Genomic DNA, 23,074 nt, shown 5'->3' with positions numbered 1-23,074 from the left:
GCGGCGTCGATTCCTGCGACGAAGGAAAACAGGCGCTTCCGCCAGCCGGCCTTTCTTTCGTAATACACTTTCCTGGCGCAAACCGGGAGCAGTTCCGGATAATTGAATCCTTGCAACCCGGCAACCCGTAATCATCTGGCTGCAAACCTGCGGCGGAGTTGGCTTTTCGGTTCCTTCGCCGGTTGCGGCATATTTTCCGATCGGGGAAAGAGGCACTGCAAAACAGGTATGAGAGTTCTGCAGCCTCCGTCAAGCCAAAACACTTCAGAGCTCTCGCTAGTGGTCGATCCAGACGGTCGTGCCCGGCTCGAGGCCCGACAACTCTCCCTTCGGGTCAAGGTCAAGGCGCAGGCGCAGCGTGTTGCGGTCATGATCGCCAATCACCCGCTCGGCTTGCCAGGTGGCGAACACGCCGAGTGGCCGCAGCTCGGTGACGACCGCCTTTGTCGCGCCATCGGCGCCGCGCCGCATCACGTTCGCCGTTTCTCCCATCGCGAGACGATCGAGATGATCCTCGCGCACGTTGAATGAGAGCCATTGCTTGCCCGCCGCTTCGACCACCAGGATCGGCTGGCCCGCGCGAACGTTCTCGCCGATCTCGGCGGCGATGACGCTGACTACGCCGTCGGCCGGCGCGCGCAACACCATCTTGTCGAGGCGGCGCTCGAGCACGGTGACCGCGGCGGCCGCGGCCTGCACCTGCGCGTCGGCGATCGCGCGCTCTTCCCGGGTCGGTCCCGCCACGGCCGCATCGTAATTGGCCTGGGCCTCGGCCACGTCGGCGCGCGCGCTCGCAACGTCGTTCTCGGCCTGGTCGAGCGACTGCTGGGATTCGAAGCTCTGGCGCGCCAGCGTGCTGGTCCTGGAGAGCTGGGCCCGCACATAGTCGAGGCGGGCGCTGGCCTTGGCGATGGCAGCTTTCAGCGAGTCGACTTGCTCACGGCGGACGCCGGCATAGACGTTGTTGCGGTTGGCAGTTACTGATGCCAGTGCAGCGCGCGCCTGATCCGCCTGTGCCGTCAACTCCACTGCGGAGAGCCGTGCCAGAATATCGCCCGCGCGCACGGTGGCGCCCTTCTCGACCGCGATCGACTGGAGCTGTCCGGTCACCTCCGGCTCCACTCTCACTTCGGTCGTGCGCACGACACCGACGAGTGCAGGCGGTGATCCGGAACGATTTGCGGACACGATCAGGATGCCCGCGACCAGCGCGAGCGCAATGATGGCCGCAAGCCTAGCCTTGTGCATGTCGCTGTCCTCTCTTGACGACGAATGCCGAGATCACCGCAAGCACGAAATAGACCAGCGCCAGCAACCAGAGCCCGAGCCAGTCATGCGTGACCTCCCAGATACCAGCGCCGAGCTGATTGATGCGCACGAGACCGTCGATCGCGGAATCGGCGGGGAAAATCCGGCCGAAGGCGAGGGCCACATCGGGAATCGCCTCGCGCGGCCATGCAAAGCCGGCCATGAAGAACTGCGGCAGGCTGGTCGCCAGCAGCAGGATGGTCGCGTTCTCGGGCCGCGTGAACCAGGCTCCGACCGCCTGGCCCATAAAACTCGTCGCCAGCAGGAATATGGTCGCGAGCGCGAAGATCTGCGGCAGATGGCCGAGTGTCGAGAAACCGTAGATCCGCGGCAGCACGATGAGATAGAGCGCGACCGCCGGCAGGTAGATGGTCAGATGCGCGACGCCGCGGCCAAGCACGCCGGTGAACGCGCCGCCGCGGCCCGCCAGCGCCGAGCCGGTCAGCATCGCCGCGCCGATCAGCAGGGTCTGCTGGAGGATCAGCACGAACGCGGCCGGAACGACATAGCTCGCATAGCCGCCGACCGGGTTGAAGATCGGTTGCAGCAGAACGTCGGCCGGGCTCGAGCTTGCCAGCTTTGCCTTGACCAGGCTGCCGTCCGAGCGTCCGCCGCGCGACACGAGCTCGGACGTCAGGGCGCCGAGGGCGGTGGCCACGCCGCTTGCGGTCGACCTGAAGATGAAGAGGTAGGTAGCGTCCGCATAGACCGGGATGTGCGCGGTGATCCCCTTGAGCACGTCGCGCTCGGTGCCCGCCGGAATGTCGACGGCGGCAAAGGCCTCTCCGCGATTGATTGCGGTGTGTGCCTCGGCAAGCGTGCGGGCGCGAACCGCGACGCTCAACGCGCCGCTGGCATCCAGCGTCTCGACCATCCGGCGGCTGAGATCGCTGAGATCATTGTCGACGACCGCGATGGGGAGCTTGCGCAGGATCTGGTTCAGATAGGGCTGCGGGTAATAGACACCGTAAACCAGTGGCGCGAGGAACAGCACACTGAAGGCGCTCCGCGTTCCCAGCACGCGTCGCCACTCCACCGTGAAGGCACCGCCGATGCCGCGCGGCGCGGGCTCGATTGCGGGGGCCTCTTCGGGGCGCGCCGTCTCGAACCAGCCGCTGCGCGTCAAGCTCGCCATGCGCAGCCAGGCCAGGCCGGCAAACAGCAGCGCGAGGCCCGCGAGCGCTGCGAAGGGGACGGCGGATTCCGTCACCGGCAATCCGCGCGCCGCCTGTCCCAGCAAAACGGCCATATACCAGCGCAGCGGCAGGATCGCGCTCCACATATGCGCAAAGGCGTTCATGCCGACGGTGGGAAAGCCGACGCCGGCATAGCCGAACGCGGGCGAGGCAAACAGGCCCGCAAGTCCGAGCCCGGTCGCGAGGTCGCGGACCAGCAGCTGGAGCAGGGCGCCCAGCGACAGATAGGCAATGATCAGCAGCGAGCCGGCCGCGATCATCAGCAGCAGGTCGCCCTTGAAGGGCACTTCGAGCACGCCCTCGAGCACCAGCGGCTCGGCCAGCATGATCACGACAAAGATGCAAAACAGCGGCGCGAGCTTGCCGGCCAGCGCTGTGACAGGATCGCCTCCGGCGCTTGCGAGCCAGTCCCGTGCATCGCGGCGGCGGAATTCGGAACCGACCGAATAGCCTGCGGCCAGCGTGATCACCACATGGATGATCGTCGGCAGCAGCGCGCGCAGCAGGAACTGCGCATAGTTCTTCTGCGGATTGACCAGCGCGACGGTTTCGGTCGAGAGCGTCCCGATCGAAGCCGCCGCGGGCGCGGCGCGCCTGGCGGGAGCGGCCACGGCCGCCGCGGCCGACAGCGCATCGCTCAGACCCGACGAGGCGATGCCCGCCGCCGTCAGGAACTGCTGATTATAGAAGCCGACGACCTGCGGGCGGCGCTGCGCCTCCAGGTCGCGCTCGAAATCCGGCGGGATATGGATCGCCGAGATCGCCTTGCCCGAGCGTATGTCCTGCACCGCCATGGACAATGTCCCGGAGCGGTCGACGATGTTCAGGCTCGGCGACGCCGCCACATACTCCACCAGCGCACGCGATGTGCCCGACTTGTCCTCGTCGACGATGGTCACGCCGAGCCCGCGAATGACCGGATGGCTAAAGACCGTGGTCAGCACCACGAACGCAAACAGCGGTACGCCGAAGATCAGGAGCAGCGCCACGCGATCGTGAAACAGCCAGCGGCACTCGCGCCGTGCGACCAGCAGAAATCCGGGTTTTGGCGCCGGCCTCATTGCCGCGACCGCCAGTCGAGATAGGCGCTCATTCCCGGTCGCAACTCGGGCACCGGCTGCACCGGATAGGCGCGGATCGAAAACGTCCGCAGGTCGAAATCGCCGGTCGCACGCGTGGCCCGCCAGCTCGCATATTCGCCCTTGGTGGCGATCAGCTTGACCTCGACCGAGACGGAGCGGTCGCCCAGCGCCGGAATGCGCACGTCGAAGCGATCGCCGACCTTCAGGCCTTTGACGAGATCCTCGCGCAGATCGAAATGGACCCAGAGGTCGGCCAGATTGATCAAGGTGACGAGCGGGACGCCCGGCGACACGTATTCGCCGGGTTCGACGTTGCGCTGGTAGACCTGGGAGGCGATGGGCGCGTAGACCACGAGCTGATCGATGATCGACTGGACGCTCTGGATATCGGCGCTGGCCTTTTCGACATTGCTGCCGGCGATGGCCCGCTCCTCCTTGGTGTAGCCGTTGACCGCCTGCTCATAGGCCGATTTGGCCTGGTCAACCGCGCGCTCGCTTTCATGCAGCGCGTCGGTCGCCTGGTCGAGGCGGGCCTGCGGCGCGTTGCCCTGATCGGTCAAAGTGTGCGTGCGGTCGTACGTCTTCTGCGCCAACACCAGCGCTGCCTGCGCCCGCTCCATTTCCGCCTTCCGTGCCGCGATCACCTCCACCCGCGTTCCCACCATAACGTTGGCAAGCTGCGCGTCCGCAACAGCCTTGGCCGCCTTCATCTGCTCGTGCTTGGCCATGGTCTCTGGATTGTCGATCTGGACGAGCACCGCGCCCGCAGCAACGTTCTGGCCGCGCTCGACGGGAATCTTGCCGACCCGTCCGTCCACGCGCGCCGCGATATCGAGCCGCGTTGCATCGACCTCGCCCTGGACTAGCAAGGGCTCCGGCCGCAACAGATAGAAGACGGAAAGCCCCACGACGGCAACCGCAACGACACCGACGATGATGGAGGGCGTGCGCGTCGGGTTGCGCGCGGTTTTCGCCCGTCCGTCATCCGGCGCGTCGGGCGTGCCTTGAATGTCCTTGTCAGAGCTCGGCACGTCCATGCCTGACTCCCTTTCTGATGGCCGGATGGCCATTTACTTTATTCGGTTGCAGGGCCCAGCCGCAATCGCGAGGCGATGAATTTTTTTAAGTCAGAGCCGACCATGTAACCTGCCCGTTGCCCACGCTTGGACGTTTGATGCCTCACTTGTTGAAAGCTGCTGCGCTCGCATCGGTGGTCGTCGCGATGCCGCGCGAGGGGCCGCAACCGATCAAGCAGCAGACCCATTCCAGCGGTGACATTCCTGTCCAAGATCAATGACGGTGATCGCGTCATAGTCGCGTCACCTGACCCGGTCCGTGGTCGGGCCAGGATGCAGGTGCGACATGCCAAACGCCGTCACGAAATCAAACCCCACAATCCCTCGTCTGTTCGTCCTCGAACTGAATGCAGGCTGCATTCACGCCATGAATACGGATGGCTCCGAACGCACGACCATCGTGACCGGCTGCCACCTTCCGGACGGTATCGTCGTGGATGTCGAGGCCGGCCATATCTACTGGACCAACATGGGCATCCCGAGCCTGGATGACGGGTCCATCGAGCGCGCCGACATCGACGGCAAGAACCGCAAGACAATCGTCCCGCAGGGACACACCCATACGCCGAAGCAGATCATCCTCGATAAGAAAGGCGGCAAGCTGTACTGGTGCGATCGCGAGGGCATGCGCCTCATGCGCTGCAACCTCGACGGCTCGCGGCTGGAGACGCTGATCGAGGCGGGGCACAGCGAAGCCGATCGCAAGGACCAGACCCGATGGTGCGTCGGACTGGCGATCGATCCGAAATTCGGACGCATCTACTGGACGCAAAAGGGCCCCGATAACGCCGGGCTCGGCCGCATCTTCCGCGCCAATGTCGAAATACCCGCCGGCCAGACCGCACCGACAAGATCCGACATCGAGATCTTTTACGACGGCCTGCCGGAGCCGATCGATCTGGAAATCGATCACAAGAACCGGATCCTCTACTGGACCGACCGCGGCGATCCTCCGCGCGGCAACACGGTGAACCGGGCTTCGATCGACAGCAAGCCTGCCGAGTCCGAGATCGTGGTGACGCATCTCATGGAGGGGATCGGCATCGCGCTCGACGTCCCGAACGATCGCATGTTCGTGACCGACTTCGCCGGCTCGATCTACTCCGCGCGGCTCGATGGATCCGGCGAGCGCAACTTCCTCTTCGCCCAGGGCAATCTCACCGGCATTGCCTATGCCGAAGTCTGACGAACGCATTGGAGAGAATGACATGACCGACACCAAGCCCATTCGCCGCATCGCCATCATCGGCACCGGCGTGATCGGTGCGAGCTGGAGCTCGCTGTTTCTCGCCAAGGGACTTCAGGTCGTCGCGACCGATATCGCGCCGAACGCGGAAGCCGCGCTGAGGAAGTTCGTCGAGACGGCCTGGCCGGCACTCGAGCGACTGGGCCTGTCGCCCGGAGCGTCGCAGTCGAACCTCAAATTCACGCCCGACATCGCACAGGCTCTCGCCGGCGCCGACCTCGTCCAGGAGAACGGGCCCGAGCGGATCGAGTTCAAGCAGAAGCTCTATGGCCAGCTCGACGAGCTGTTGCCGCCCGACGTGATCATCGCATCGAGCTCGTCGGGACTCACCATGAGTGAAATCCAGAAGGGGGCTGCGTCCCATCCCGAGCGCTGCGTCATCGCCCATCCGTTCAATCCGCCTCACTTGATTCCGCTGACGGAGATCGTCGGCGGGGCAAAGACCTCGGAAGCCACGATCCGGCGCGCGGCGGAATTCTACACGTCGATCGGACAACGGACAGTGCGCCTCAACAAGGAAATGCCGGGGCATGTCGCCAACCGTCTCCAGGCCGCGCTGAGCCGCGAGGTCTATTACCTCGTCGCCGAAGGTGTGGTGAGCGCCGCCGACGTCGACACCGCCCTGAGCTGGGGCCCGGGCCTGCGCTGGGGCGTCATGGGCAGCCTGATGCTGAACCACCTCGGCGGCGGTCCGGGCGGCATCGAGCACTTCTTCCAGCAGTTCACCGGCCCGATGACGGCCTGGTGGAAGACGCTCGGCTCGCCGGTGCTGACGCCGGAGGTGCAAAAGAAGCTCATCGACAGCGTCCATGCCGAGGCCGGATCGCGCACCATCGAGCAATTGGAGGCGGAGCGCGACGAAGTTCTGCTCGGCCTGATCGAGCTGCGCAAGAAAGCAGCCAAGCCGAGCTGACGAAATCGGCGGCGCCGACGAGACCATTCACACGTCAAACCCGTCCTTCACTTTTCAGGCTTCCGAGCCGCAGCAAGGAGAGATTCCAGATGCCAACCGCAACCCCGGCAAGCAAGACCGCAGCGCCGAAGCCGGCGCCTGCACCCAATGGCGACTTCTATCAGCTGGTCGACCTTCTCACCGCCGACGAGAGAGCGCTCGTCAAGAAGGTGCGGACCTACATGGAGACCAAGGTCCAGCCGGTCATCAACAAATACTGGTCCGATGATGCGTTTCCGTTCGAGCTGCTGCCGTCGTTCAAGGAGCTCGGCCTCGGCGGGCTCGGCTTCGAGGGCTATGGTTGCGCGGGCGGCAGCCAGAAGCTGTTCGGCTTCGTCGCGATGGAGCTGGCGCGCACCGACGCATCATTCTGCACGTTCTTTGGCGTGCATAGCGGCTTGGCGATGGGCTCGATCTATCTCGACGGCTCTGAGGAGCAGAAGCAGAAATGGCTGCCGGCGATGGCGCGCTGGGAAAAGATCGGCTGCTTCGGCCTCACCGAGCCGCTGGTCGGCTCCGGAACGAGTGGCGGTCTGACCACGACGGCCAAGCGGGAGGGCGATACCTGGATTCTCAACGGGCAGAAGCGGTGGATCGGCAACGCGCCGTGGTGCGACATTTCCATCATCTGGGCGCGCGATCTTGCCGACAATCAGGTCAAAGGCTTCATCGTCGAGAACAAGTCGACGCCCGGCTTCAGCGTCGAGAAGATCGAGCACAAGATCGCGCTCAAGGTGGTCCAGAACGGCCAGATCACGCTGAAGGACGTGCGGATCCCTGAAGCGAATCGTCTCCAGGGCGGCAATTCGTTCCGCGATACCGCACGCGTGCTGCGGATGACGCGGTACATGGTGGGCTGGGCGTCGACCGGCATCCAGATGGGTGCATACGAAGCCACCCTCAAATACGCCCAGGAGCGCCTGCAATTCGGCAAGCCGATCGCTTCGTTCCAGCTGATCCAGGATCTGCTCGCCAAGATGCTGGGCAATCTGACCGCGTGCCAGTGCCTGATGCTCCGCCTGGCGCAGCTCGACGACGAAGGCAAGCTCGGCGACCATCACGCGGCATTGGCAAAGGCGTTCTGCACATCGAAATCGCGCGAGACAGTCTCATGGGGCCGCGAGGTGCTGGGCGGCAACGGCATCGTCGCCGACTACAACGTCGCGCGCTTCTTCGCCGATGCCGAGGCGCTCTACTCCTACGAGGGCACGTATCAGATGCAGAATCTGATCGTCGGCAAGGCCATCACTGGTCACGGCGCCTTCCTCTGACCTCTCAGCGACGCCGGCGCACCAGCGCCGGCCGCCCTACCCAGGAGACATCATCATGGTTTCGGGAACTGCACCGTTCACTCCTTCACCTGCGACAGCACCAGGCTCCGCACCCAGAGCGGCGCTGGCGCTTGCGAACGTCCAGTACGAGAAAAAGGGCCCGGTCGCCTACGTCACGGTCAATCGGCCGAAGGTGCTCAACGCGCTCAATACGCCGACCTGGACTGATCTGCACGCCGCATTCGAGGACGCAAAAGCGGACGCGTCCGTGCGCGGCGTCATCCTCACCGGGGCGGGCGACAAAGCGTTCATCGCCGGCGCCGATATCAGTGAACTCGCACATGTCGACGCGTACGACGCCGAGGAGTCCAGCCGGTTCGGGCAGAGTGTGCTTGACCTCATCGAAAATCTCGGCAAGCCGGTGATCGCGGCGATCAACGGCTTTGCGCTCGGCGGCGGTTGCGAGACCGCGATGGCCTGCACCATCAGGATCGCGGCGGAGCACGCCAAATTCGGTCAGCCGGAGGTCAAGCTGGGCCTTTTGCCCGGCGGGGGCGGCACGCAACGCCTGCCGCGCCTGGTGGGAAAGGGGCGTGCGTTGCAGCTGATCCTCACGGGCGAGACGATTTCCGCGCAGGAAGCCTATCGCATCGGCCTCGTCAACGAAGTCGTTCCTGCGGCCGGCCTGATAGATCGCGCCGAGACGGTCCTGAAGCAGATCATGGCCAACGCGCCGATCGCCGTGAAATTCTCGCTCGATGCCGCCAACAAGGGGATGGAGACCAGCCAAAGCGAAGGCCTCGTGCTGGAGGCTTCCTTCTTCGGCATTTGCGCCGCCACCGAAGACAAGAAGGAAGGCACCGCCGCCTTCCTCGAGAAACGTGCGCCGCAGTTTCGCGGGCGTTGAAACAAGGCAGCCCTCCTACGAGGATCTGGAAAGGACACCCATGGCAAACGACAGCATTTTCTCCGGACTGAAGGTGGTGGATCTCGCGAGCTTCATCGCGGGCCCCAGCGCGGCCGTGATCTTGTCCGATTTCGGCGCCGACGTGATCAAGGTCGAGCCGCCGAGCGGCGAGCTGTGGCGGCATGCAAACCATCTCCCGCCGCAGCCGGTCGCTGACGATGCCTATCCCTGGCATCTGGCCAATCGCAACAAGCGCGGCATGGCGCTCGATCTGAAATCCCCGAGCGCCCATCAGGTTCTCGAGAAACTCGTCAAATGGGCTGACGTCCTCATCGTCAACACGCCGCATCCGGCGCGCAAGAAACTGAAGCTCGAATATGAAGATGTGGCAGCGTGGAATCCGCGGCTGATCTACGCCGACATCTCGGGCTTCGGCGACAAGGGACCGGATGCGAATCTTCCCGGTTTTGACATTACGTCATACTGGGCACGTAGTGGGCTGCTGTCGATGACCCGCGATGCCGGTGCACCGCCGACTTGGCCCGTGGCCGGCAGCGGCGACAATGCGACCGCCGTCGGGCTCTATTCTGCGATCGTCACGGCGCTGTATCGTCGCGAGCGCACGGGCGAGGGGGCGCATGTTACGACCTCGCTGCTCGCCGAGGGTGTGTGGTCCGCCAGCGTCTCGATCCAGGCGGCGCTGTGCGATGCGAAATTCTTCGGGCTGCATGATCGTATGCACCCCGCAAATGCGGCCATGAACGTGTATCGCGCCAAGGACGATACCTGGTTCGTTCTCATCATCACACCCGACAAGATGGAGGCCGTGGCGAAGGCGATCGGCCGGCCCGATCTCCTGACTGATCCGCGGTTCTCCGACCCGGCCAAGCTGATGGCGAACATGGCGGAGCTCACGGCGATTCTCGACCAGACCTTCTGTTCCGAGCCGATGTCACATTGGTACGAGGTGTTCAACGGCGTTCACGTCACGTTCGGAGCGGTACGCGGGCCGCAGGAGGTGATCAACGACCCCCAGCTCCGGGCAAACGACATCATCGTTCCGCTCGAAGATGCCGGCGGCAAGCTGACGTCCACGATCTCGAGCCCGCTTCAGGTGCATGGTGTCGCCAAGGTGTCCGCGAAGCGCGCCCCGAAGATCGGAGAGCACAACGACGAGGTTCTTCGGCAGCTGGGATTCAGCGCGGCCGAAATCGATGGTCTGCATGCGAGCGGTGCCGTTCCGAAGGCAAAGGAGCACGCTGCTTAGCGCGATGACACTGTCGGGAGTGGCGGGAGCCGCTCCCGAAGCTGGATTTGCAGCGAAATTCGCCAACGGAACTAGGATGCGGACGAATGGATGAGATTGTTACTGAGCACGCTGGAAGCGTCCTGCGTATCCAACTGAATCGCCCAACCAAGCGGAACGCCATGACGTCGACCATGTACGTGGCACTCGCGGGTCTCTTCAACGAGGCGGCGAATGACGACAACACGCGAGTCGTCCTCTGGCATGGCGCGGGCGATTCGTTCTGCGCGGGCAACGATATCGAGGACTTTCTCAAGAATCCGCCGGGGCCAGGCGAATCGCCCCAGGCGCGTCTGATGAACGCGTTGGTCAACTTCGACAAACCGCTGGTCGCGGCCGTCCATGGCGCGGCGATCGGTGGCGGCACCACCATGCTGACGCACTGCGATTTCATCTACGCGGGCGAGAGCGCGAAATTCCAGATGCCCTTCATCAATCTTGCCGTCGTGCCGGAATTCGGATCGAGCTGCTCCGTGCCGGCGCGGATCGGCCATCTCCGTGCGGCGGAGCTGATCATGTTGGGAACTCCCTTTGATGCCAGGCGCGCCGCGGAATTGGGTCTGGTGACCGAAGTCGTATCCGATACGGATCTCCGGGCGAGGGCGACAGAGACGGCTCGGAAATTGGCTGCGAAGCCGGCCGCAGCGCTGCAAGCCAGCAAGAGGCTCATGAAGGCGCCATTTCGCGAACAGCTGAAGGCCGCAATGAAGGCCGAGAACGAAGAGTTCAGCGCGCAAGTCCGTTCCGAAGATGCAAAAGAGGCGTTCACGGCTTTCATGGAGAAGCGCAAGCCTGACTTCGCCAGGACTGTCAAATCTCAGGCGAGCGCATGACCATGGACAAGCCGATGAACGTGTGTGTGCTGGTTGGAAGCCTGCGCAAGGCGTCGTTTAACCCGACGCTGGCGAATGCGTTGATCTCGCTCGCGCCATCGTCGCTCAAGCTCGAGATCATCGAGATCGGGCAACTGCCTCTCTACAACGAGGATGTCGACATCGATCCGCCGGCGTCATGGACCGCATTCCGGCGGCGCGTGAAGGGCACCGACGCTGTGCTGTTCGTCACGCCCGAATATAACCGCTCGGTGCCGGCCGCTCTCAAGAATGCGTTGGATGTCGGCTCCAGGCCGTATGGAAGCAGCGGCTGGGACCGCAAGCCGGGCGCGATCGTCAGCGGCTCGCCGAGTGCGATCGGAGGCTTCGGCGCCAATCATCATCTCAGGCAATCGCTGGTGTTCTTGAACGTGCCGACCATGCAGCAGCCCGAGGCCTATGTCGGCCGTATCGACAAGCTCTTCGATGAGCAGCGCAACATCGCCAGCGAGGGCACCGGCAAATTCCTCCAGGGGTTCATGCAGGCGTTCGCTAATTGAATCGAGGCGGTCCGATCGCGGGATTAGCGCATCCGGGACTTGCGGCAAGGGCGAGCTGAAATCGTAGGGGGGCGGTCAGAAATGTATTGGCCGCATCCCTTCGAATTCGCCGCGGCACGCATGACTGAAGCCAAGCAATAGATCGATCGTGCCATCAATAGCCATTTCGCGTAGTTCGACGAAGCTCTTGTCCGGCTCCAGATAGGTATCGAGGATCTTTCGGGCGACGTCTTCGGCTTGATGAACCACCTGCTTTGACGACACCGCCCGCATCGCGCTCAACTTGGCATAAAGACTGACCAGGTTTGGAATGTCCGCCTTGTCATGCTGAAGCGCATCGATGTAGCACTTGGCGGCATCCTCGATGAATTCCCTGTAAAGCGTCTGCCGGCGGGTCTCCTCGTGGAGAATCCACTGGGCGCGGACCTGGCTTCGTTGGCTCCGCCAATTTGCAATTCCGCTCGTCAAGCCGCCGACGGCCGCCCCGGTGAGGGCGGCGAGCGCGGAGATGATGGAGGCGTCCACAGGTGCAGTCCTCAGCCAATTGCCGGAAAACAGTGATTACCGGGTCTGATCACTACTCGGACGAGGACCGTGGCCCTTCGGAAATCAACCGTGAGCTGCGCTGCCCCGACAGATACGACCAGAGCCATTGGGTCTGAACACGGAACCGGTTCTGGAGCTGCGGCAGCGCGAGCACATGCAGCGCGGCCCACACCAGCCAGGTCAAAAAGCCACTGCTGTGCAAATGACCAGCCTCGAGGATCGCGAAATTCTTGCCGACCACCGCCATATTGCCCTTGTTGCGGTATCGGAACTGTCGGCCATCCTTGCGTCCCCTGACACGGTTGGCGATGACCTGCCCGACAAATCGTCCCTGTTGAATGGCTGCCTGGGCCACGCCTGGGACGGGGCGACCATCCTGGGTCATCGCGGCCGCGTCGCCTGCCACAAACACGTTGGGCGCCTCGGGAATGTCCATGAAGGCGCCAACGCAAGCGCGTCCGGCGCGGTCCGTTTGCGTTCCCAGCATTTTCACGACCGGCGAGGCGCTGACCCCGGCCGTCCAAAGCACGGTGGCGCTGGGAATGCGTACGCCGGCCGCGATCACGCCCTGATCGTCGACCTTTTCGACTTTCACGCCCGTCGACACCTCGACGCCGAGTTTCGTCAGTCGTTTGGCCGCCTTTCGCGCCAGCGATTCCGCAAAGGTCGGCAGAATACGCGTGCCGCCGTCGAGCAGAACGATGCGGCTCTTGGCCGGATCGATCCTGCGGAAATTGTTGCGCAGGGTCACCGAGACCAGTTGGGCGATCGAAGCGGCGAGCTCGACGCCGGTCGGGCCGGCGCCCACCAAAACGAAGGTCATTTGGCGCGCGCGCTCCTGCTCGTCATCGGTCGATTCCGCCAGTTCGAATGCGCTCAGGAGCTTGGTCCGGATCGTCTCTGCGTCGTTGAGGCTCTTGAGGCCCGGTGCGAATTGGACGAACTCGTCATGACCAAAATAGCTCGGATGCATTCCGGTTGCGATCACCAGGAAATCGTACGAGAGCTTTCGACTGCCGATCCTCGGGCAGATGGCCTCGATCGTGCGAGCCCCCAGGTTGATGCCCTTGACCTCAGCCAGCAAGACGTTGAGGTTTTTCTGGTTTGCCTCGAGCTGCCGGATCGGTGCCGCGATCTCGGATGGCGCCAAAACAGCGGTTGCGACCTGATACAGGAGTGGCTGAAAGATATGGTGATTGCGCCGGTCGATAAGCGTGATGTCGACATCGCTTCGTTTCAGTGCGCGTGCCGCCGCGATGCCGGCAAAGCCACCACCGACGATCAAGACGCGTTTTCTGCCCGCGACGGTTCTCGCAACAGGTGGCTTTTCTTGCGCGAACGATTTGGTCAGGACTGTAGTCATGGATGTACCGACGGTCTCGAGGGCCAGCAGCGTATGAGAACCGATACAGCGGGTCTTCCTGCTGTTCTTGGACGGCGCTGCGGCGCATTGAACGGCCGTGCCTCCTCATGCAGGGGAGGGTGGTGCGCGCTCGAACAGCATGCGCGGGAGGATCAGTCCGAAGGCCATGGCCATGATGATCAGAAATGCCGTGACGCCGCTCGTGGCGATACCGGTCAGCAAAGCTGGCGGCGTGCTCGATCCGATCGAAACCAATTCCACGAGGCCGATCGCGGTATTGAACAGGAAGAAGCCCGGCATCAACGAGACAACAGCGGAAAATGCGACAGCTGCGAAAGGCAGATGCAGGCGATCGACGGCCGGCGTCGTGAGGGTGCCGACGAGCATGCAGGCGACCAACGCGCCGGTCGGAGCGCTGGCTCCCGCGTTGGAGATCAGCGCCCAGCGTGCAGCATGTGCGACCATACCAACCGCGATCGGGAACGCCAGCAAGCGCCATGGCATTGAGAAGAACGTGCCGAAGGAGGCGACGGCGCATCCTGCTGCGATCACGTCGATGAGGAATGGCACGGGAGGAGGTGATGCGGCCATCGCGAGCTTTGCGCCGCCCGCCGCGAATCCGAACAGGCCACCGGCGCAGATCAGGAGCACAATGAGGCCGGCATAGGTCAGGCGTGCAATTCCGAGCGCGACGCGGGTGCGAGCGAGGTCAATGGCTCCGTTGAGGATATGCGGACCAGGAACCAGCACCATGCAGGGACAGAAACCAATCAGCGTGACTGCATCCGACGGCTGGAAATGGCCGGCGGCACTGGCCGTGGTGCCCGCAATGAACGCCGCGCAAAGCGGTTCGACCAGTGGATTGCTGATGAATCCGGACAGCCAGCGGCGGACGAGAGCGCCGATGGCTGCGCTCGCCGCGATCAGCACCAGGCTCGTGGGATTGAGGAGACCGAAAATGACGCCAAGCGAAGCCGCGCCGATCGCTGCGAACAACGCAAAGCGTGGCGTGGAGGCCGGCGGCAGCCGGCCTGCCGACCCAAGTGCAGATTGAGCAGCCCCGGTCGGCAACGTTCCGTCGCAGATCTGATCGATCACCGTCATGACGGCCAGTACCCTGCCCATGTCGATGCCAAGCGGCTTGGCAGGGACGATCTGCGAGACGGGCGCGTCATCGACCTTGACGATGAGTTCTCCCCAATATGGCAGGACAGTCACGGCCACGCCGAGCGCGTGCCCAAGGCGCCCGGCAGCGGTCACCGTCCGCTCTGTGGTCTGCCCGTGAGAAAACAGGAGCGTCGCTGCCAGTGCGATCGCCTCCAATGCCGCTTCGCGCGATAGCGCGTCAGGACACAGTGTTTCCCTTTTCAAGCCGGTCAATTGTGCTGCGCAGTCCAGTAGCCCGAGCATCTCTCGGTTCCCGCATAGCCGCTCCATCTTCCGCGGCCGGTGGCCCCAGTGATTCTGCCCGTACCGGACGCGAACTTGTCGTGAACCGTTACCGAGGCGCGAACCGAGCCCGATCTCGCGACGTATCCCCGGAATTTCACCAGATTGGGATGAGTGACGACTCCGTCGGCAATATTGACGGTGAAGTTATAGCTGGGATCGCATGCACCCCTTTGCGTCACGAAGACGAGATCCCAGGAGCCATCATAAGCCGAATGCGCGTGTGCCAGCGACACTGATGCGATCGTGCAGGTGACCGCAATCCCCCAGAGCCAAGAGATCTTCATTGATTAGTCCTCCATCAGCAAAGCCGCATTTCGGAGCGCCGCAACCGACCTCGTCACCATTCAAATCGGAAGCGGCGCGCCATGGCGGGGTCCAACAACAGTCAGATCTAGGAATGCCTTGCGCGGAACGCTTGTTCAAATGTGCTTGAATGATCCTGAATCTGCGCTCGCGAGCTTCGTCGCGTGCAAACCGATCGGGCTGGCGAATTTGAGCATGATTGGCCCCAATCGAGCAGCCGCGTTCAATCTCGGCCGAATGTGACGATGCATATTCGGTGGGGCGCTATGACCGCTGTTCAAGCTGAACACGACAGCGCCCATCCTGATTGATCCGGAGCAGCGAAATGAACGTCAAATCCATTGCCGGCTCGCTTTGGGAAAGGCGGTCTCGCTTCGCGCCAACATCTCATTCCGCCCGCTCGATGGCCGGTCAATGGAGCGCGTCTGATTTCGTCGCACTTACAAAACCGCGTGTCATGAGTCTTGCCGTCTTCACCGCGCTCGTCGGAATGAGCATCGCCCCGGCTCGACCTGATCTGCCGGCCACGCTTGCCGCCGTTCTCGCCATCGCCGCCGGGGCTGGAGCCGCCGGCGTCCTCAACATGTGGTACGACGCCGATATCGATGCGGTCATGAGCCGCACCGCCGCGCGGCCGATTCCCGTCGGCAAGGTCTCCCGCTTCGAGGCGCTTGTCCTTGGACTCGTTCTTGGCGGTCTTGCTGTGATGGTTCTCGCCCTGGCGACGAACCTTATGGCAGCCGCATTGCTGGCTGGCACCATCCTCTTTTATGTCGTCGTGTACACGGCGTGGCTGAAGCGGACGACGCCGCAGAACATCGTCATCGGCGGCGTCGCAGGTGCGCTTCCGCCGGTGGTCGGGTGGGCCTCGGCAACCGGACACATCGGGTTGGAGCCGCTGGCGCTCTTCCTCATCATCTTCTTGTGGACGCCGCCGCATTTCTGGGCCCTGGCGCTCAACCGCACCGATGACTACGCGCGTGCAGGCGTGCCGATGCTGCCGGTTGTCGCGGGACGCGCTGCGACAACGCGGCAGATCCTGATCTACAGCGGCTTGCTGGCTCTCGCCTCGGAGCTGCCCTGGGCGATCGGATTTGCAGGCACAGTGTATGGCGCGATCGCCGCGATCTGCGGTGCGATTTTCCTTCTGCTCGCAGGTCGGCTGAACCGAAGTGTCGAGACTGATCGCCGCGCCGCTCAACGACTGTTTGTGTTCTCCATCGCCTATTTGTTCGTGCTGTTCGCGGCTCTCCTGATCGACCATCGAGCCGAACCGTCGTCATTCATGCGCTGGTCGCAGAATGGCATCGTCAACTTCAGCGAGGCCTGACATGCGCTATGGTTTACTTGCTGTCGTCCTGATCGGTGCCGCGACCCTCGGCGGCTGCGACGGCGTGCTTGATCCGAAAGGGCCCGTCGCGCTCGCGGAGCGGCAGATCCTGTTCAACGCCCTCGGTATCATGCTGGCGATCGTGATCCCGGTGATCCTCGCCACACTTGGCTTCGCTTTCTGGTTTCGTGCATCGAACGAGCGCGCGCGCTATCGGCCGGATTTCACATATTCCGGACGTCTTGAGTTGCTGGTCTGGTCCATCCCCGCAATGACGGTGCTCCTGGTCGGCGGCGTCGCATGGATCGGCGCACACGATCTCGATCCGGGCAAGCCGATTAGCTCGACGGTCAAGCCCGTCAACGTCCAGGTCGTCTCGCTCGACTGGAAATGGCTCTTCATCTATCCGGACGAGGGGATCGCGAGCGTCAACAAGCTGGTCGTGCCGGTTGGCACGCCGGTCAGCTTCGAATTGACCTCATCGAGCGTCATGAACAGCTTCTTCGTGCCTCAACTCGGAAGCCAGATCTACACCATGTCCGGAATGGCGACCCGCCTTCACCTGCAGGCGGACCATCTCGGGACCTATCCCGGGATCTCCGCCATGTTCAGCGGCGACGGCTTTCCCGACATGCGCTTCACGGTCGATGCAGTAACAGACGGCGGATTTGCGCAATGGGTTCGCCAAGTCCGCGAAACAGGCTCGGTGCTCGATAAGCAGGCTTACGCCGACCTGGTCAAGCCGAGCAAAGCGGTCGCGCCGTTCACCTATCGTGGCGTCGCCCCCGATCTGTTCGGCAGCATCGTAAACGCCGGCATGGGTACTCAGGACTCTTCTCTAACAGTTTGTTCAACCTCGCAGAGGGCAGAGCGATGAATCTCCTTGGTAAGCTCGATTGGAGTGCGATTCCCCTCCATGAGCCGATCATCATGGGTGCAACGGGATTCATGATCCTGATCGTGCTGGTTGTTCTCGGATTCGTCACGGCGAAGGGAGCTTGGCCCTATCTATGGCGTGAGTGGCTCACCTCGGTCGACCACAAGCGGATAGGCGCCATGTATTGTATACTGGCGCTCGTCATGATGCTGCGTGGCTTCAGTGATGCGATTATGATCCGTGCGCAGCAGGCGATCGCGGCCGGCGGTGCCCAAGGTTATCTGCCGCCCGAGCATTTCAATCAGATATTCTCGGCACACGGCACGATCATGATCTTGTTCATGGCAATGCCGTTCGTGGTCGGGCTCATGAACTTTGCAGTGCCGCTGCAACTCGGTGTTCGGGACGTCGCATTCCCCACGCTCAATTCCGTCAGCTTCTGGCTGACCGCCTCGGGCGCGTTGTTGGTCAACGTTTCGCTGGCGGTCGGCGAGTTCTCAAAGGCCGGCTGGTGGGGGTATCCGCCACTGAGCGAATTGCAATACTCGCCCGGCGTCGGCGTCGACTACTATCTCTGGTCGCTGCAAATCTCCGGTATCGGCACTCTCCTGGCGGGAATAAATTTCGTCACGACCATCCTCAAACTGCGGGCACCGGGGATGAGCTATATGCGTATGCCCGTCTTCTGCTGGACCGCGCTTGCCGCCAACCTGCTCATTGTGGCGGCTTTTCCGGTCCTGACCGCGACACTCGCAATGCTGGCGCTCGATCGCTACCTCGGCTTTCACTTCTTCACGCTCGAAGGCCAAGGCAACCAGATGCTGTACTCCAACCTGTTCTGGGTGTGGGGGCACCCCGAGGTCTACATCCTGATCCTGCCGGCGTTCGGAGTATTCTCGGAGGTGATGGCGACCTTCTCCGGCAAGCCGCTGTTCGGCTATCGCTCGATGGTCGCCGCGACGATGACCATCTGTGTCCTCTCCTTCCTGGTCTGGCTGCACCACTTCTTCACAATGGGTGCCAGCGCAAACGTCAACGGTTTCTTCGGCGTCATGAGCATGATCATTGCTCTACCGACGGGCGCGAAGGTGTTCAACTGGCTATTCACGATGTACGGCGGTCGGGTTCGGTTCTCGGTGCCGGTGCTGTGGTCGATTGGCTTCATGGTGACTTTCGTCATCGGCGGCATGACAGGCGTGCTCATGGCGGTGCCTCCGGCAGACTTCCAGCTGCACAACAGCGTATTCTTGGTCGCGCACTTCCACAACGTCGCGATCGGCGGCGTCGTGTTCGGCGTGATGGCGGGATATAACTACTGGTTCCCCAAGGCGTTCGGGTTCAGGCTCGACGAACGCTGGGGCAAGGCGTCGTTCTGGTGCTGGTTCGTCGGCTTCTATGTTGCCTTCATGCCGCTCTACGTGCTGGGCCTGATGGGCATGACCCGGCGCATGCAACACTACGACAATCTGTCGTGGCAACCGTGGTTGATAGCGGCGGCATTCGGCACTGCAATCATCCTGGTCGGTGTCGTCTGCCAGATCGTGCAACTCGTGGTGTCGATCCGTCATCGTGAGGAATTGCGGGACGCGACCGGTGACCCCTGGAACGGCCGCACGCTCGAATGGGCGACGGCGTCGCCGCCACCGGCATGGAATTTCGCTTTCCAACCCAAGGTCGCCGGACTGGATGCGTTCTGGAGCAGCAAGAGCCGCGCCCAGGCGACGAAGGAGGAGCCAACGCCGAGGCGCACGTACGAGCCCGTCGAAATGCCGAAGAACAGCGCAACGGGCTTTGTTACTGCGTTCTTCGCCGTCGTCATCGGCTTTGCGCTGATCTGGCACATCTGGTGGCTGGCCGGCGTCGGGATGTTCGGCGCATTCGTGACGCTAGTTGCCTTCTCATTCCGCCGACACAACGAAATTGAGGTGCCGGCCGAGGAGATCGCCCGGTTCGTACGGGCCCACCAGGCTGGAGTTGCAGCATGAATATCGCCATCGCAATTGATCAGATTCCGCAAGAGCCACTGCCAAGTGCGAGTGAAGCGGGACCCGCTCCAAAGAGGATCGTGGTCGCCTATGGCTTCTGGATCTTCCTGCTGAGCGACATCATCATGTTCGCCGCGCTGTTCGCAAGCTACGCGGTCCTCGTGCGCTCAACGGCGGGCGGCCCGACCGGCGCCCAGCTGTTCAATCAGGCGACGGTCGCGATCGAGACGGCCTGCCTTCTCTTTTCGAGCTACACGTGCGGGCTGATGTCCTTGGCGGTCAATTCGCGCCGCTATTTCAGGACCTATTTGGGAGCGCTGATCACCTTCGTCCTCGGAGCCATATTTCTTGGTCTCGAGATCCGCGAATTCGTGGGCATGATAGCCATCGGTGCGGCGCCGCAGCGGAGTGCGTTTCTGTCTGCATTCTTCACGCTTGTCGGATGCCACGGGCTGCACGTTACGCTCGGATTGATCTGGCTGACCGTGATGATGGTGCAGGTTGCGGTATTTGGATTCGCTGCGAGGGTGCAGCATCGCCTGCTCTGTTTCTCGTTGTTTTGGCACGCGCTCGATATCGTTTGGGTCGGGGTGCTGACGGTGGTTTATCTGATGGGAGTGAGTTCATGACCGAGACCCGACACGAACGCGCGCCCGGAGACAGGCCGAGCCGCGAGATCGACGCATCGGCTCCATCGGAGTTTCTCGTCTACTCGATCGGCCTGTTTGTGGCGGCTCTTCTCACGGCCACATCGTTCTGGACGGCGAACACGACGTTGCTCTGGTCGGGCGGCGTAGTCCTCGGGCTCGCGGTCCTCGCCATTGCGCAGATGGGCATTCACCTGGTATTTTTCCTGCACATCAGCAGCGGGCCGGAAAGCACCAACAACGTGCTCGCGCTCGCCTTTGGCGCTCTCATCGCATTCGTCGTAATCGCCGGCACAATGTGGATTGTAGCTGACATGAACGCGAGCATGATGATGCCGCCGGGCGCGCCGATGGGCATGAGGATGCAACATTGATGAGGGCGCGGGGACGGGCGCTGTCGATCGATCATGCCGTCCCCGCGCAGTGTATTTTGATGGTTCTGGAGACTTCGTCGATCAAGAGGCATTTGCGCCCCAAGCGCTGTCGAACAGCGCTGAGGGATGGACGTCTTACGAGTTGACTATCTTGTGGTGGGTTTGCGCGTGCTTTTGGCATCCCTGGCGCCGCGCGTTTGGGTGATTTCTACCTGGATCACCTGCCTGCAAGCATCGCTGAGTTCGGAGCTCCGCTCTCTGAGACAAATCGCTATGTCGTCCGCATTTGGGATGAACGCACTGCAAAGCCTGAACGCGTCGGGCGTGCATGCCGCGCGTTGTTCCGGTGTCCCTTGCGAGAACGAGGGCGCGGACCAAGCGGTGGCGAGCAGCAGGCACAGGGACATACCCCGCGCCAGGGATCTCGACCGTCGTTGCGTCCGTCTGTTTGAGCTTTTCGTTTTCATCAGGAGTCTCGCGCTGATTAATCGAGGCCAATACTCGATCTCGTCAAGCAGACATCGATACGCTCTGGCCGGAGCGCGGGCTTGTCGCAAACGTCAGCGTTTGTAGCTTTCGACCCTGCCGCGGCCGACCGCGTCCTGGAACGGCCTTGTGGGGTATCGACGGGGGCGCGCACGAACGGCCAAGTCATCACACGTTCGTCCAAGCGTCGAGTTTGATGCGGACGCTAGTGTTCGATCTTGGAATGATGCGCCTGACATCGACTGCTGGCGGGGCGAAGACATGCTCAAGGGATTTACTGCGCCTCGGTCTCCCCTTGGCATTGCCGCATTGGTCCCGTCGCCACCCTGGCACTTCGCGGGAGACGTGCTCGCGGTGGAATTCTGGAATGATCCCGATGTATCGGTCCAGATCCTTCCGCCGGGTGTGGAGCTCGATGAGAAATGTCGAGGCCATTCTGTTGCGGTCTTCACGGACTATCAGTTCACCGCGCAAAACGATGAGCATCTGGATCCGGCAAGATATCAATGTCGCGGATTCAGCGTTCTCCTCGACGCGATGTGGAACGGCACACGGATCGCGTGGTGCCCATACTGCTATGTGGACAACGACGCCGCATTGATGAGAGGCTGGATTCAAGGCTACCCGAGAAAGTTCGGCACTGTGCACCAGACCCGGACGTTTGCCGCTGCGAGCCAGGCTTCGGCGCCGCTCGTGCATGATGGCAGATTTTCGGCCTGCATGTCCGCTCATGGCCGTTTGCTGGTGCAGGCCAGCGTGACCTTGCGCGAAAAAGCCGAGCGTCTGATCGGCTTGCTCGATCGCCGGATTGTGGGACGGCGATATTTTCCGCGGCTCTGCGCTGGCATGCACGACAAGCCGGCGGTGGATGAGCTCGTTCGATGCATTTCGGATCACCTCCTCATCACAAACGTCTGGATCGGCGAGGCCGAGCTCGAGTTTCCGGAAGCCTATGGCGAGGAGCTGGACATGCTGGGGCCGCTCAAGGTCGGGCGCGGATATCGGTTCTCGTTTTCCCATTCCGTCACCGATGTCGAGGTTCTGGCGGACCTGACCGCCTAGCAATAGGTCGGTGCAACCCGGCGTGTTCTGGATTGCGGCAGGAATCAACAAATCGACGCATTTCAATCAAATCCAGCGCGGCTGGTTCCGGTAGCCTCTGTGCCGAAAGTGATGCACCCAGGACACGGGCATGCTCAAAGGCTTTACAGTTCCGAAGTCACCATTCGGCCAGGCCGCTCTCACTCCGCCGCCGCCCTGGCACTATGCCGGTGATGCCGTCGGAATAGAGTTCTGGACCGATCCCGACGCGGCAGCAGCCACATTGCCGAGCGGTCTGTCGCCGGATCCGGCGTCGAACGGTCACGCCGTCATGATGTTTTTGGATTGGCAATTCACCGCCCAGGACGACGAATATCTCGAGCCGGCCCGTTATCAATATCGTGAGGCGCTTGTCCTGGTCGACGCCATGCATCGCGACGTGCCGGTCATGTGGTGTCCCTACATCTATGTCGACAATGATGCTGCGCTGGCGCGCGGCTGGACGCAGGGGTTTCCGAAGAAGATGGGCAGCATCTTTCAGACACGCTCCTTTGTGGCCTCAGGGCCCGCCGCGGCGCCGGTCGCGCCCGGGAGCCGGTTTGGCGCCAGCCTCTCGGCGCATGGCCAGCGTCTTGCGGAAGCGTGCGTCACCTTGCGCAAGCCGGTCGAAGACGGATTGTCTCTGTTCACCCGCCCCACGGTCTTGCTGCGATATTTCCCGAGACTGGTGGCCGGAGACCGGGACGAGCCCGCGGTCGACGAGCTGGCGATGTCGGTCACGGACAATCTCACCGTGGCCGGCGCATGGATCGGGACGGGAGAGCTCAATTTTCCGGAAACGAATGGCGAAGAACTCCACGCGCTCGCGCCGAGGCGGATCGAGGCGGGATTCCGCTACTCACTGTCCTACTCGATCAGCGATCTGAAGGTCCTCGAAAATCACGGCGCGTAAGC

The 23,074-nt window shown here is 62.6% G+C and carries 21 protein-coding genes; 14 read left to right on the top strand and 7 right to left on the bottom strand.

Translation table 11 applies throughout. The features are described 5' to 3' along the window. Positions 1-276: 276 nt before the first annotated feature. The 3 genes from ABID58_RS14910 to ABID58_RS14900 are packed head-to-tail and all read right to left on the bottom strand — an operon-like array spanning position 277 to position 4,623. Positions 277-1,248, bottom strand: coding sequence for an HlyD family secretion protein (locus ABID58_RS14910; RefSeq protein WP_354033178.1), 972 nt, complete (start codon positions 1,246-1,248; stop codon positions 277-279). Continuing rightward, positions 1,235-3,565 (bottom strand): ABC transporter permease, encoded by a 2,331-nt coding sequence (locus tag ABID58_RS14905; protein WP_354033177.1) that lies wholly within the window; start codon positions 3,563-3,565, stop codon positions 1,235-1,237. The genes ABID58_RS14910 and ABID58_RS14905 overlap by 14 nt, the downstream gene beginning before the upstream one ends. Continuing rightward, the gene (locus tag ABID58_RS14900) at positions 3,562-4,623 is read right to left on the bottom strand and encodes an HlyD family secretion protein (RefSeq protein WP_354033176.1); all 1,062 of its coding nucleotides are present in this window, start codon (positions 4,621-4,623) and stop codon (positions 3,562-3,564) included. Before ABID58_RS14900 ends, ABID58_RS14905 begins: the two co-directional genes overlap by 4 nt. Before the next feature lie 406 nt (positions 4,624-5,029). Between ABID58_RS14900 and ABID58_RS14895 the strand changes: the two genes are divergently transcribed. The 7 genes from ABID58_RS14895 (at position 5,030) to ABID58_RS14865 (ending at position 11,716) form a co-directional block, all read left to right on the top strand. Further along, the gene (locus ABID58_RS14895) at positions 5,030-5,848 is read left to right on the top strand and encodes a 3-hydroxyacyl-CoA dehydrogenase (RefSeq protein WP_354033175.1); all 819 of its coding nucleotides are present in this window, start codon (positions 5,030-5,032) and stop codon (positions 5,846-5,848) included. Between the two features lie 22 nt (positions 5,849-5,870). Continuing rightward, entirely contained in the window at positions 5,871-6,821 is a 951-nt protein-coding gene (locus ABID58_RS14890; RefSeq protein ID WP_354033174.1) for a 3-hydroxyacyl-CoA dehydrogenase NAD-binding domain-containing protein, read from the top strand. Between the two features lie 89 nt (positions 6,822-6,910). Next, positions 6,911-8,131, top strand: a complete 1,221-nt coding sequence (locus tag ABID58_RS14885; RefSeq protein WP_354033173.1) for an acyl-CoA dehydrogenase family protein — start codon at positions 6,911-6,913, stop codon at positions 8,129-8,131. Between the two features lie 55 nt (positions 8,132-8,186). Beyond that, positions 8,187-9,038, top strand: coding sequence for an enoyl-CoA hydratase-related protein (locus ABID58_RS14880; RefSeq protein WP_148754978.1), 852 nt, complete (start codon positions 8,187-8,189; stop codon positions 9,036-9,038). A gap of 40 nt (positions 9,039-9,078) precedes the next feature. Beyond that, complete coding sequence (locus ABID58_RS14875; protein WP_354033172.1) at positions 9,079-10,305, top strand: CaiB/BaiF CoA transferase family protein; 1,227 nt, start codon at positions 9,079-9,081, stop codon at positions 10,303-10,305. A gap of 86 nt (positions 10,306-10,391) precedes the next feature. Beyond that, entirely contained in the window at positions 10,392-11,177 is a 786-nt protein-coding gene (locus tag ABID58_RS14870; RefSeq protein WP_148754993.1) for an enoyl-CoA hydratase, read from the top strand. 2 nt (positions 11,178-11,179) lie between these two features. Further along, on the top strand, positions 11,180-11,716 hold the full coding sequence (locus ABID58_RS14865) for an NADPH-dependent FMN reductase (RefSeq protein ID WP_354033217.1): 537 nt from the start codon (positions 11,180-11,182) through the stop codon (positions 11,714-11,716). A 75-nt stretch (positions 11,717-11,791) separates the two neighbouring features. Here the strand turns inward: ABID58_RS14865 and ABID58_RS14860 are convergent, their stop codons facing one another. From ABID58_RS14860 to ABID58_RS14845, 4 genes are all read right to left on the bottom strand, one after another. Then, complete coding sequence (locus ABID58_RS14860; RefSeq protein ID WP_210250971.1) at positions 11,792-12,241, bottom strand: hypothetical protein; 450 nt, start codon at positions 12,239-12,241, stop codon at positions 11,792-11,794. Between the two features lie 52 nt (positions 12,242-12,293). Then, a complete protein-coding gene (locus tag ABID58_RS14855; protein WP_354033171.1) occupies positions 12,294-13,547 on the bottom strand; it encodes an NAD(P)/FAD-dependent oxidoreductase in 1,254 nt (417 codons plus the stop codon). 183 nt (positions 13,548-13,730) lie between these two features. Further along, complete coding sequence (locus ABID58_RS14850; RefSeq protein WP_354033170.1) at positions 13,731-15,035, bottom strand: threonine/serine exporter family protein; 1,305 nt, start codon at positions 15,033-15,035, stop codon at positions 13,731-13,733. Next, positions 15,002-15,361, bottom strand: coding sequence for a hypothetical protein (locus ABID58_RS14845; RefSeq protein ID WP_354033169.1), 360 nt, complete (start codon positions 15,359-15,361; stop codon positions 15,002-15,004). The genes ABID58_RS14850 and ABID58_RS14845 overlap by 34 nt, the downstream gene beginning before the upstream one ends. A 422-nt stretch (positions 15,362-15,783) precedes the next feature. Between ABID58_RS14845 and ABID58_RS14840 the strand changes: the two genes are divergently transcribed. From ABID58_RS14840 to ABID58_RS14810, 7 genes are all read left to right on the top strand, one after another. Then, complete coding sequence (locus tag ABID58_RS14840; protein WP_354033216.1) at positions 15,784-16,710, top strand: heme o synthase; 927 nt, start codon at positions 15,784-15,786, stop codon at positions 16,708-16,710. Position 16,711: 1 nt separating this feature from the next. After that, entirely contained in the window at positions 16,712-17,587 is an 876-nt protein-coding gene (gene cyoA, locus ABID58_RS14835) for a ubiquinol oxidase subunit II (protein WP_148754983.1), read from the top strand. Further along, positions 17,584-19,572, top strand: a complete 1,989-nt coding sequence (gene cyoB / locus ABID58_RS14830) for a cytochrome o ubiquinol oxidase subunit I (protein WP_354033168.1) — start codon at positions 17,584-17,586, stop codon at positions 19,570-19,572. The genes cyoA and cyoB overlap by 4 nt, the downstream gene beginning before the upstream one ends. After that, positions 19,569-20,201, top strand: a complete 633-nt coding sequence (locus ABID58_RS14825) for a cytochrome (ubi)quinol oxidase subunit III (protein ID WP_148750810.1) — start codon at positions 19,569-19,571, stop codon at positions 20,199-20,201. The genes cyoB and ABID58_RS14825 overlap by 4 nt, the downstream gene beginning before the upstream one ends. Then, positions 20,198-20,593: a cytochrome o ubiquinol oxidase subunit IV gene (cyoD, locus tag ABID58_RS14820; protein ID WP_354033167.1), complete on the top strand. Its 396-nt coding sequence runs from the start codon at positions 20,198-20,200 to the stop codon at positions 20,591-20,593. Before ABID58_RS14825 ends, cyoD begins: the two co-directional genes overlap by 4 nt. Before the next feature lie 747 nt (positions 20,594-21,340). After that, the gene (locus ABID58_RS14815; protein WP_354033166.1) at positions 21,341-22,141 is read left to right on the top strand and encodes an acetoacetate decarboxylase family protein; all 801 of its coding nucleotides are present in this window, start codon (positions 21,341-21,343) and stop codon (positions 22,139-22,141) included. A 130-nt stretch (positions 22,142-22,271) separates the two neighbouring features. Continuing rightward, the gene (locus ABID58_RS14810) at positions 22,272-23,072 is read left to right on the top strand and encodes an acetoacetate decarboxylase family protein (RefSeq protein ID WP_148750812.1); all 801 of its coding nucleotides are present in this window, start codon (positions 22,272-22,274) and stop codon (positions 23,070-23,072) included. Positions 23,073-23,074: the final 2 nt, after the last annotated feature.

This window comes from Bradyrhizobium sp. S3.2.6 (assembly GCF_040546885.1).
Lineage (GTDB): Bacteria > Pseudomonadota > Alphaproteobacteria > Rhizobiales > Xanthobacteraceae > Bradyrhizobium > Bradyrhizobium cytisi.
Note: the sequence above shows the minus strand (reverse complement) of the source record. Positions and strands in the feature narration are given on the sequence as shown.

Bases quoted from the DNA above. Each gene is read 5' to 3' on its own strand.
- ABID58_RS14910 (WP_354033178.1), bottom strand. From the start codon at position 1,248: ATGCACAAGGCTAGGCTTGCGGCCATCATTGCGCTCGCGCTGGTCGCG.
- ABID58_RS14840 (WP_354033216.1), top strand. From the start codon at position 15,784: ATGGCCGGTCAATGGAGCGCGTCTGATTTCGTCGCACTTACAAAACCG.
- ABID58_RS14815 (WP_354033166.1), top strand. From the start codon at position 21,341: ATGCTCAAGGGATTTACTGCGCCTCGGTCTCCCCTTGGCATTGCCGCA.
- ABID58_RS14845 (WP_354033169.1), bottom strand. From the start codon at position 15,361: ATGAAGATCTCTTGGCTCTGGGGGATTGCGGTCACCTGCACGATCGCA.
- cyoA (WP_148754983.1), top strand. From the start codon at position 16,712: ATGCGCTATGGTTTACTTGCTGTCGTCCTGATCGGTGCCGCGACCCTC.
- ABID58_RS14900 (WP_354033176.1), bottom strand. From the start codon at position 4,623: ATGGACGTGCCGAGCTCTGACAAGGACATTCAAGGCACGCCCGACGCG.
- ABID58_RS14850 (WP_354033170.1), bottom strand. From the start codon at position 15,035: ATGCTCGGGCTACTGGACTGCGCAGCACAATTGACCGGCTTGAAAAGG.
- ABID58_RS14870 (WP_148754993.1), top strand. From the start codon at position 10,392: ATGGATGAGATTGTTACTGAGCACGCTGGAAGCGTCCTGCGTATCCAA.
- cyoB (WP_354033168.1), top strand. From the start codon at position 17,584: ATGAATCTCCTTGGTAAGCTCGATTGGAGTGCGATTCCCCTCCATGAG.
- ABID58_RS14890 (WP_354033174.1), top strand. From the start codon at position 5,871: ATGACCGACACCAAGCCCATTCGCCGCATCGCCATCATCGGCACCGGC.
- ABID58_RS14895 (WP_354033175.1), top strand. From the start codon at position 5,030: ATGAATACGGATGGCTCCGAACGCACGACCATCGTGACCGGCTGCCAC.
- ABID58_RS14880 (WP_148754978.1), top strand. From the start codon at position 8,187: ATGGTTTCGGGAACTGCACCGTTCACTCCTTCACCTGCGACAGCACCA.
- cyoD (WP_354033167.1), top strand. From the start codon at position 20,198: ATGACCGAGACCCGACACGAACGCGCGCCCGGAGACAGGCCGAGCCGC.
- ABID58_RS14905 (WP_354033177.1), bottom strand. From the start codon at position 3,565: ATGAGGCCGGCGCCAAAACCCGGATTTCTGCTGGTCGCACGGCGCGAG.
- ABID58_RS14810 (WP_148750812.1), top strand. From the start codon at position 22,272: ATGCTCAAAGGCTTTACAGTTCCGAAGTCACCATTCGGCCAGGCCGCT.
- ABID58_RS14865 (WP_354033217.1), top strand. From the start codon at position 11,180: ATGGACAAGCCGATGAACGTGTGTGTGCTGGTTGGAAGCCTGCGCAAG.
- ABID58_RS14875 (WP_354033172.1), top strand. From the start codon at position 9,079: ATGGCAAACGACAGCATTTTCTCCGGACTGAAGGTGGTGGATCTCGCG.
- ABID58_RS14885 (WP_354033173.1), top strand. From the start codon at position 6,911: ATGCCAACCGCAACCCCGGCAAGCAAGACCGCAGCGCCGAAGCCGGCG.
- ABID58_RS14825 (WP_148750810.1), top strand. From the start codon at position 19,569: ATGAATATCGCCATCGCAATTGATCAGATTCCGCAAGAGCCACTGCCA.